Consider the following 8,100-nt stretch of genomic DNA (forward strand, 5'->3'; position numbering starts at 1 on the left):
TAAATAAGCACCTAGTTTAACAGATTTACTAATACCACCCTATTAATTTTTATTTAAGTGCTTGGGCTTAATTACCAAGCACTTTAGCGGGATCTACACGAGTAGCTTGCAAAGCGGGATAAATAGTGGCAAATATTGCTAATACAAAAGTAACAATAACCGTAATGCCAATATCTTCAAGTGCTAATTTACTAGGTAAAAACTCTATAAAGTACACACCTTCCAGCGGATTCGCACCAAACAGTAAGCTAAGCCAAGTGAATAACTCACTTATATTAAGGGCCAAAACAACACCAATAAGTGTACCTAATGCAACACCTACAAATGCTTGAGTTAAACCCTGCATTACAAAAGTGGCTAAAATGGTACTGTCTTTTGCACCCATGGTTTTTAAAATTGCGATAGTACCTTGTTTTTCACGTACTTCCATCACCAAGGAGGACACAATATTAAAACTCGCTACAGCAATTATTAAAAATACAACAATATAAACAATGGTGCGCACCATTTGAATATCTTGATATAGACTGCCTTGCGTCCTAAACCAACTAGAAATATAAACATAGTCATTAATAGTTTGCCCTATGTCTAGGGCTATTTGGTGGGCCGAGAAAACATCATCAACACTTAATCGTAATCCTGTAACTTGGGTTTCATCATAGCCGAGTGTTTGTTGAGCCTTACTTAAATGAATAAACGCAGCACTACTGTCTATCGGTCCTCCCATTTCTATAACACCAGCAAGAGTAAGTGTTACTCGCTTGGGTGCCAATAGCGACTGACCTTTTTGACCTATTTGCGGGATCAGTAAAGTGACGTTATCGCCGACTTTTGCATCTAACTGTTTAACTATTTGCTTACCTAAAATCACATCATCGATACCTAGCTGGCTCACTAGTTTACCACTTGTAAACTGGTTTACAGCCGATACATTGCTTTCTAACGATGGCTCAACCCCTCTAATTTCAATCGCTTTTAACTGGCTTTTATATTGCGCCATACCATTAACGGCAATAAATGGAGCCGCGCCTGTAACATGAGGTTGCGCTTGTAAGTTCTCGATTTTTTGAGACCAATTTGCAATAGGTCTGTTTGGTGCTACATATTCAACTTGCGGCACAACGCTTAATAATCTGTGTACTAGTTGTTGCTCAAAGCCATTAATAACCGACAGCGCCACAATTAAAACAGCTACGCCTAATAAAATACCAATAGTAGAGGCTTTAGCGATAAAACTAACAAAGCCATTTTTTTCATCTTTATGACCTGAATAGGCTCTAAAGCGTTTACTTAAAAATGCACTAAGCAACATGCTGCGACTCTTTAATAGCTAGTTTACCATCGTCTAAATAAGCTATTTTACCTAGCTTATCGGCAAGTTCTAAATCGTGCGTCACCACTACAAAACTGGTATTTAAGCTTTGGTTAAGCTCGTTAATTAAATCGTAAATTTTAATCGCATTTTGTTTATCTAAATTTCCCGTTGGTTCATCAGCAAGTACTAATGCGGGTTTAGTAACAAGTGCGCGAGCAATAGCAACACGTTGACGTTCACCACCCGAAAGCGCTGAAGGTTTGTGCGAACTACGATGAGCAAGCCCTACTTTTTCAAGCATATCGAGCGCTTGTGCATTTGCGTCTTTGGCACTTAAACCTTTAATTAATAGTGGCATTGCTACGTTTTCAACTGCACTAAATTCCATTAATAGGTGATGGAATTGATATATAAAGCCTAAATTTTTGTTTCTAAAAGCAGCTTGCTCTGTACGCGAGAGCTTTGCTACGTCTTGGTTTTTAATTTTAGCGCTACCAGAACTTGCGGTATCTAATGTACCCAGTATGTGTAAAAGCGTGCTTTTACCCGAACCTGAGCTACCAACAATGGCAAGCATTTCGCCTTGCTGTAAAGCTAAATCGACGCCTTTTAATACTTCTACTTGATTGCTGCCATCTTGATAAATTTTACTTAGATTTTTACAGCTAATAACTAAATCATTCATAACGTAATACCTCTGCTGGTTTTACTTTTGCGGCTTTTCGCGCAGGATATAAGGTCGCTAAAAAGCTCATTGCTATACTGCCCAGTGCTATAATAACAAGGCTTAAAATATCAAATTTTACAGGAAGTTCTATCCCCGCAAGTAAGTTTAAGCCAACAAAAGCAAGTAGCTCATTAATATATAAACTAAACATAACACCTAAAAAAGCCCCAATTGCAGTGCCAATTACACCGTTATAAAGTCCTTGCACCATAAACACTTTTTGCACTTGTGATGGCGTTAAACCTAACGTTTGTAATATTGCTACTTCACCTTGTTTTTCGCTTACCATCATGGTTAATGCAGATACAATATTAAACACAGCCACCAGCACAATTAAACCTAATAGCATGGTCATAATGCGTTTTTCCATTGCAACAGCTGCAAACAAAGTACCTTGGCTACTACGCCAATCGCTGTAGTTATAGCTTTTTAATATGCGTTGGCTAGCTTCAATAAACTCGTCGAGTGCAAAGGGTTCATGCAGCGATATACTTAAATTAGGGGCGGTATTCTTATCTAGCTTTAGCACTCTTTGCAGCGAAGCTCCGCTTGTAAAAGCAAGCCCCATGTCTATTTCAGAACCCGTTTCGTATATAGCTGCTACTTTAAATAAGCGTTGGCTTGGCACGCGACCAAGAGGAGTATAGGTTGAGGCATTAGGCATAATTACACGTAATTTATCGCCAACGCTTACACCTAATTTACGGCTTAAGTAACGGCTTATAGCAATGCTGTAGTTTTTATTAAGAACGGTTTGCCAATTACCTTGTACGATTTTATCGGTAATTTTATATAAAGACCCATTGTCATCATAAAGGCCTTGCAGTAAAACCCCGTGCAAATCTTTATTGGTTTGCAAAATAGCTTCACCGTGGCGGTATAAACTGACATGGTCAACATAAGGAGATTGCTCAAGGTCGGTTTTTAACGTGCTCATTTGTGTGGCAGTGTGTTTATCAGCTTGAACTTCAACATGGGGAATAAGCCCAAGCATATTGGTTTTTAAGCTATTTTCAAAACCATTCATTACGCTGCTTACGGTAAATAATGCCATTAAACCAATAGCGATACCGGCAATAGAAAAAAACGAAATAAATGATATAAACGCATTTCCTTTTGAGGAACGGCTATATCTAAGCCCTATAAATAAGCTAACCGGTTGAAACATATTATTTTTAACACTTATCGTAAAAGTATTGGGCAATAGTAGCACGAAAAAAGTGCCTTTGGGTATGGCGTAAAATGTAAGAAATAATTTAAAAATCTGATACTTGGCTATATTTCAAACAAGCTGAATTAGCAATTAATATTATTGCTCTGATTTCAGCCCTTTCACTAAATAATCGAGTAAAACGCGTACATTAGTTGCTACAAACTGCCTTGGTGGATAAACCCCCCAAACACCTTCTTGTTGAGGCTGGTAGGCAGTTAAAATAGGCACTAATTGGCCAGTTTTAATCTCGTTTTCAATGTAGTAATCAGGTAGCTGAATAATACCTAAACCTTTTTTAGCACCATCCACCAGCGCCCAGCCGCTATTACACTGTAATCGCCCTGCTATTTTAATATGTTTGTCTTTCGTATTTTCATTTACTCGCCAGTAACTACTGTTGCCAATCAAACATTGATGACTGTTTAGTTCACCTAAGGTGTGAGGTTCGCCAAATCGAGTTAAGTACTCAGGCGACGCACACATAATAAAACGCCGTGCACTTAAACGCCGCGCTTTTAAACTTGAATCCTTTAAATGCCCTAGTCTTATTGCTAAATCAAATCCCCCTTCTAACAGGTTTTCTTGCTCATTGCTCAATGTAGCAATTACTTCTACGTCAGGGTGATCGTTCATAAAATTATGCACAATGGGCATAATAAAGCTCTCTCCGTACATAACCGGTGCGGTAAGTTTTATTTTCCCTTTAGGGGAGCTTTGTTGTTGAGCCAGTCCTTGAGTTGCTTCATCCATAGCGTGCTGTACATGTTTTATTTGATGTAAGTACACTTCGCCTTCTTTGGTTAACACCACTTTACGGGTTGTACGAGTTAATAGTTGCGTATTTAATCGTTGCTCAAGCGCTGTTACGTGTCGGCTAATATGTGCCACCGAAAGCCCAAGTGTTTTAGCGGCCGCAGTAAAGCTGCCCTCTTCCCCTACGGCTATAAATTCATCTATTCCATCCCAACGCGCCATTATTACCATACTGTAAAAGTGTTTTAATAAAATCGAGATTATCATTATTTGAGAAACAAATACAATAAGCCCATCACCCAAGCACATTGGGTCTACAATTACTTTTTGAATAACCCGTTAAAGGAAAATACATGTCTGAATTTATTAAATCAAAAGCGGCTATTGCGTGGGGTCCTAATCAACCACTTAGTGTTGAAGAAGTTGATGTAATGATGCCTAAAAAAGGCGAAGTAATGGTAAAAATTACCGCTACTGGTGTTTGTCATACCGATGCATTTACTTTATCGGGTCAAGATCCTGAGGGCATATTCCCTGCAATTTTAGGTCACGAAGGCGCTGGTGTTGTTTACGCTATTGGCGAGGGCGTAACGAGTGTTGAAGTAGGGGATCACGTTATTCCTTTATACACTGCTGAATGTGGCGTGTGTAAAATGTGTACTTCAGGTAAAACAAATTTGTGTTCAGCAGTACGCGAAACACAAGGTAAAGGCTTAATGCCAGACGGCACAACACGCTTTTTTAAAGACGGTCAGCCAATTTATCATTACATGGGCACATCTACGTTTTCTGAGTACACAGTATTGCCAGAAATCTCACTTGCTAAAGTAAACAAAGAAGCCTCTTTAGAGGAAATCTGTTTATTAGGCTGTGGCGTTACTACCGGTATGGGCGCAGTAACAAATACAGCTAAAGTAAAAGCTGGCGACACCGTGGCTATATTTGGTTTAGGCGGTATTGGTTTATCAGCCATTATTGGTGCAAAAATGGCTGGAGCAAGCCGTATTATTGGTGTAGACATTAATACCTCTAAATTCGACCTTGCAACAAAACTAGGCGCTACCGATTTAATTAATCCAAAAGATTTCGATAAGCCAATTCAAGACGTTATTGTTGAAATGACTGACGGCGGCGTTGACTACTCGTTCGAGTGTATTGGCAATGTTGACGTAATGCGCTCAGCGCTTGAGTGTTGCCATAAAGGTTGGGGAGAATCTGTCATTATTGGTGTAGCAGGTGCAGGCCAAGAAATATCAACCCGCCCGTTTCAACTAGTTACTGGTCGTGTATGGCGTGGTAGCGCATTTGGTGGCGTTAAAGGTCGCTCACAACTTCCTGAAATTGTTGAACGTTATATGGCTGGCGAATTTGCCCTTAGCGACTTTATAACACACACAATGGGTCTTGAAGATATTAACGAAGCGTTTGATTTAATGCACGAAGGTAAAAGTATTCGTACAGTCATTCATTACTAATAAACTGCATTCGTAAAATAGCTTATTAATAAGCCGTAATACTTTTAAGTATACGGCTTTTAAGGATTAAGTATGTTAGAAAATATCTCAAGCGTAAAAGTAGCTGGTGGTTGGCATAAACAATATACTCACAGCGCTCAAAGTACACACTGCACTATGCGTTTTGCCGTATTTTTACCACCTGGCGCAAGCGAAGCAAATAAAGTACCAGTACTCTATTGGCTATCGGGTTTAACCTGTACCGACGAAAACTTTATGCAAAAAGCCGGCGCATTTAAAAAAGCAGCCGAGCTAGGTATTGCTATTGTAGCGCCAGACACCAGTCCACGCGGCGAAAACGTACCAAATGAAGACACCTACGACTTTGCACAAGGTGCAGGCTTTTACGTAAATGCTACGCAAGCTCCTTACAACACACACTTTAATATGTACGATTATGTTGTAAACGAATTACCTACATTAATAGAGCAACATTTTCCGGTAACAAGTACAAAAGCAATTAGTGGTCACTCTATGGGCGGACATGGAGCATTAATGGTTGCTCTTAAAAACCCGACTACGTTTGTAAGTGCCTCGGCATTTAGCCCTATTGTAAATCCTATTGAATGCCCTTGGGGTGTAAAAGCATTTACTGGCTATTTAGGAAACGATAAAGCGCTTTGGACACAATACGATAGTTGTGAGTTAATGAAAAACGCAGAGCCAACTAACTATTTACCTATGTTAGTAAGCCAAGGCGATGCCGACAACTTTTTAGAAGAGCAGCTTAAGCCTCAAAATTTAATAGCTGTTGCTAATCAAAAAAACTACCCACTTACACTTGAAATGCAAGCTGGCTACGATCACAGCTATTTTTTTATAAGTAGCTTTATTGACCAACACTTATTATTTCATCATCAGTTTTTGTCTGCTTAGATTCATTAGTGTGTAGTGTAGAATTTTCAACTTCTACACACTCTTTTAAACTCTTTGTTATTTGCCTACATACTTGAGTGGTCGTACTTTTACCTTTAACTAAATTAACTAACGCCGAATCTATTTTCAATCCAACATCTGCAAAACTAAATCCATTACTATCACTTGGTGTAAGGGTTAACGGATTTTTACTAGGCTCTGAACCTGATTGGTTATTTATAATTTGTTCATCTCGCGCGCTAGACTCAGCTCGCCCATCAATAAGCGCCCCAGCAACAGTACATCCGCTAAGAAAAAGTAATAAAATTATCGTAAAAATAGATCGCATGAGTATTCCTTTATATAGTAGCTATTGAGCAAGTAATTAAATGAGTATGAAATTACCTATTACCTATTGCCTAACACTTATCAGCTCTTCATCCGATAGCGGCTTAGTAATACTTTCATTTTGAGATTGCTTTTCAATCAATACACATTCTTTTAAACTTTTAGTTATTTGCTTACATGTTTGATTAGGCTTACCTTCATCTTTAACAAATTCCACTATGGCGGAATCAACTGCGTATCCCATTTTTGAGAAACTCAAGCCGTTTTCGTCTTTTACAAAAGTACCTGAGTTCGTTGAGCTACTAGCTGAGCGTGCAGAACCATCAAGCAATACACCTACAGCGGTACAACCGAGTAAACTTTGTAAAAAAACAACAATAACTAAAATACGCATTAATCATCCTGAATGCTGGCTAATGCTTTAATTTTAACCTTTTTGTAAAATTACGCTGTAAAAATATGTACAAAATAGTAAGGAATTAAAATAAAACTTTATTATTAAACCTTCAACTCTTCTACAAACTCGTTAATAAAACCAATTAACTATTGAGTAAAATAGTAATAAATATATGTAAAAGCTTCTTAACAAACACCACCTAAAAACTCATAAAACCATTAAGCAATTGATTAATAACATATAAATTAATGGCTTACTGTTTGCTACTTGCCTGCTTATTATTAACAAACTTAACTAACATAGGCTAAATATGGAAATTGACTTACAGTGGAACGAAATACTAGATAACCTAATTCACTTAGGTATTGCCTACTTACTAGCACTGCCTATGGCATACGACAGAGAGCGTAGCCATGATGGTGCCGGACTTAGAACCTTTCCACTCGTTGCTGTTGCATCATGTGGGTACGCACTTATTGCCATGTCGGTACTCGAATCGGGCGAAGCACAATCTAAAATGTTACAAGGCATTATTACTGGTATAGGTTTTATAGGCGGCGGTGCTATTTTAAAAAACAACCGCACTACGTCAGGCACAGCAACCGCAGCAAGTATTTGGAATATGGGCTTAATTGGTATAGCCGTAGCGTACAGCCGCTACGAAATAGCAATTTTACTTGCCATTATTAACTTTATAACGCTAAGGTATGTAAAAAAATTCAAGTAAATTCAATAAAGTTAACGTTCAGACTAGCGAATAAATCAGTTCGGTAATTAAGCTTGATATTAAATAACGATAATCCTAATAAACAAGGCTATCAGGGATGGCGGCAGTGTGCCATGAGCAGACATTTGTAGTGGTCAATAAAATTGAAGATTCTTAATGTGTGAAGTCAAGATTTGACCCTGAGGAATCCCCACAATTTGATAATATAAATCAATAAGGTAGTTTAAAAAACAGTTGAAGTGCACAGCCAA

General features: G+C 38.4%; 9 protein-coding genes. 3 read left to right on the forward strand and 6 right to left on the reverse strand.

The genetic code is table 11. The features are described from left to right. Nucleotides 1–67: 67 nt before the first annotated feature. The 4 genes from GQR56_RS03440 to GQR56_RS03455 form a co-directional block, all read right to left on the reverse strand. Nucleotides 68–1,312, reverse strand: a complete 1,245-nt coding sequence (locus GQR56_RS03440; protein ID WP_166109156.1) for a lipoprotein-releasing ABC transporter permease subunit — start codon at nucleotides 1,310–1,312, stop codon at nucleotides 68–70. Further along, nucleotides 1,302–2,000, reverse strand: a complete 699-nt coding sequence (gene lolD, locus GQR56_RS03445) for a lipoprotein-releasing ABC transporter ATP-binding protein LolD (protein ID WP_024611461.1) — start codon at nucleotides 1,998–2,000, stop codon at nucleotides 1,302–1,304. Before lolD ends, GQR56_RS03440 begins: the two co-directional genes overlap by 11 nt. Then, entirely contained in the window at nucleotides 1,993–3,210 is a 1,218-nt protein-coding gene (locus GQR56_RS03450) for a lipoprotein-releasing ABC transporter permease subunit (protein ID WP_166109157.1), read from the reverse strand. Before GQR56_RS03450 ends, lolD begins: the two co-directional genes overlap by 8 nt. Before the next feature lie 141 nt (nucleotides 3,211–3,351). After that, nucleotides 3,352–4,230, reverse strand: coding sequence for a LysR family transcriptional regulator (locus GQR56_RS03455; protein WP_206018076.1), 879 nt, complete (start codon nucleotides 4,228–4,230; stop codon nucleotides 3,352–3,354). Between the two features lie 131 nt (nucleotides 4,231–4,361). Between GQR56_RS03455 and GQR56_RS03460 the strand changes: the two genes are divergently transcribed. Continuing rightward, nucleotides 4,362–5,483, forward strand: a complete 1,122-nt coding sequence (locus tag GQR56_RS03460; RefSeq protein WP_166109158.1) for an S-(hydroxymethyl)glutathione dehydrogenase/class III alcohol dehydrogenase — start codon at nucleotides 4,362–4,364, stop codon at nucleotides 5,481–5,483. A 72-nt stretch (nucleotides 5,484–5,555) separates the two neighbouring features. Beyond that, nucleotides 5,556–6,398, forward strand: a complete 843-nt coding sequence (gene fghA / locus GQR56_RS03465; protein WP_166109159.1) for an S-formylglutathione hydrolase — start codon at nucleotides 5,556–5,558, stop codon at nucleotides 6,396–6,398. Here the strand turns inward: fghA and GQR56_RS03470 are convergent. Then, nucleotides 6,352–6,726, reverse strand: a complete 375-nt coding sequence (locus GQR56_RS03470) for a hypothetical protein (RefSeq protein WP_166109160.1) — start codon at nucleotides 6,724–6,726, stop codon at nucleotides 6,352–6,354. The two genes, fghA and GQR56_RS03470, sit on opposite strands and share 47 nt — an antisense overlap. Before the next feature lie 63 nt (nucleotides 6,727–6,789). Further along, nucleotides 6,790–7,119 carry a hypothetical protein gene (locus GQR56_RS03475; RefSeq protein ID WP_166109161.1) on the reverse strand — a complete coding sequence of 110 codons (330 nt, stop codon included), beginning with the start codon at nucleotides 7,117–7,119 and terminating at the stop codon, nucleotides 6,790–6,792. Between the two features lie 313 nt (nucleotides 7,120–7,432). Here GQR56_RS03475 and GQR56_RS03480 point away from each other — a divergent pair, with 313 nt between their 5' ends. Further along, entirely contained in the window at nucleotides 7,433–7,849 is a 417-nt protein-coding gene (locus tag GQR56_RS03480) for an MgtC/SapB family protein (RefSeq protein ID WP_024612720.1), read from the forward strand. Nucleotides 7,850–8,100: the final 251 nt, after the last annotated feature.

Origin of the sequence: Pseudoalteromonas sp. Z9A5, from assembly GCF_011378875.1 — a bacterium.
Classification (GTDB): domain Bacteria; phylum Pseudomonadota; class Gammaproteobacteria; order Enterobacterales; family Alteromonadaceae; genus Pseudoalteromonas.

What these genes read in the sequence shown, in the direction of transcription:
- GQR56_RS03460 (WP_166109158.1), top strand. Translation starts at nt 4,362, where the DNA reads ATGTCTGAATTTATTAAATCAAAAGCGGCTATTGCGTGGGGTCCTAAT.
- GQR56_RS03475 (WP_166109161.1), bottom strand. Translation starts at nt 7,119, where the DNA reads ATGCGTATTTTAGTTATTGTTGTTTTTTTACAAAGTTTACTCGGTTGT.
- GQR56_RS03450 (WP_166109157.1), bottom strand. Translation starts at nt 3,210, where the DNA reads ATGTTTCAACCGGTTAGCTTATTTATAGGGCTTAGATATAGCCGTTCC.
- GQR56_RS03455 (WP_206018076.1), bottom strand. Translation starts at nt 4,230, where the DNA reads ATGGCGCGTTGGGATGGAATAGATGAATTTATAGCCGTAGGGGAAGAG.
- GQR56_RS03480 (WP_024612720.1), top strand. Translation starts at nt 7,433, where the DNA reads ATGGAAATTGACTTACAGTGGAACGAAATACTAGATAACCTAATTCAC.
- fghA (WP_166109159.1), top strand. Translation starts at nt 5,556, where the DNA reads ATGTTAGAAAATATCTCAAGCGTAAAAGTAGCTGGTGGTTGGCATAAA.
- GQR56_RS03440 (WP_166109156.1), bottom strand. Translation starts at nt 1,312, where the DNA reads ATGTTGCTTAGTGCATTTTTAAGTAAACGCTTTAGAGCCTATTCAGGT.
- GQR56_RS03470 (WP_166109160.1), bottom strand. Translation starts at nt 6,726, where the DNA reads ATGCGATCTATTTTTACGATAATTTTATTACTTTTTCTTAGCGGATGT.
- lolD (WP_024611461.1), bottom strand. Translation starts at nt 2,000, where the DNA reads ATGAATGATTTAGTTATTAGCTGTAAAAATCTAAGTAAAATTTATCAA.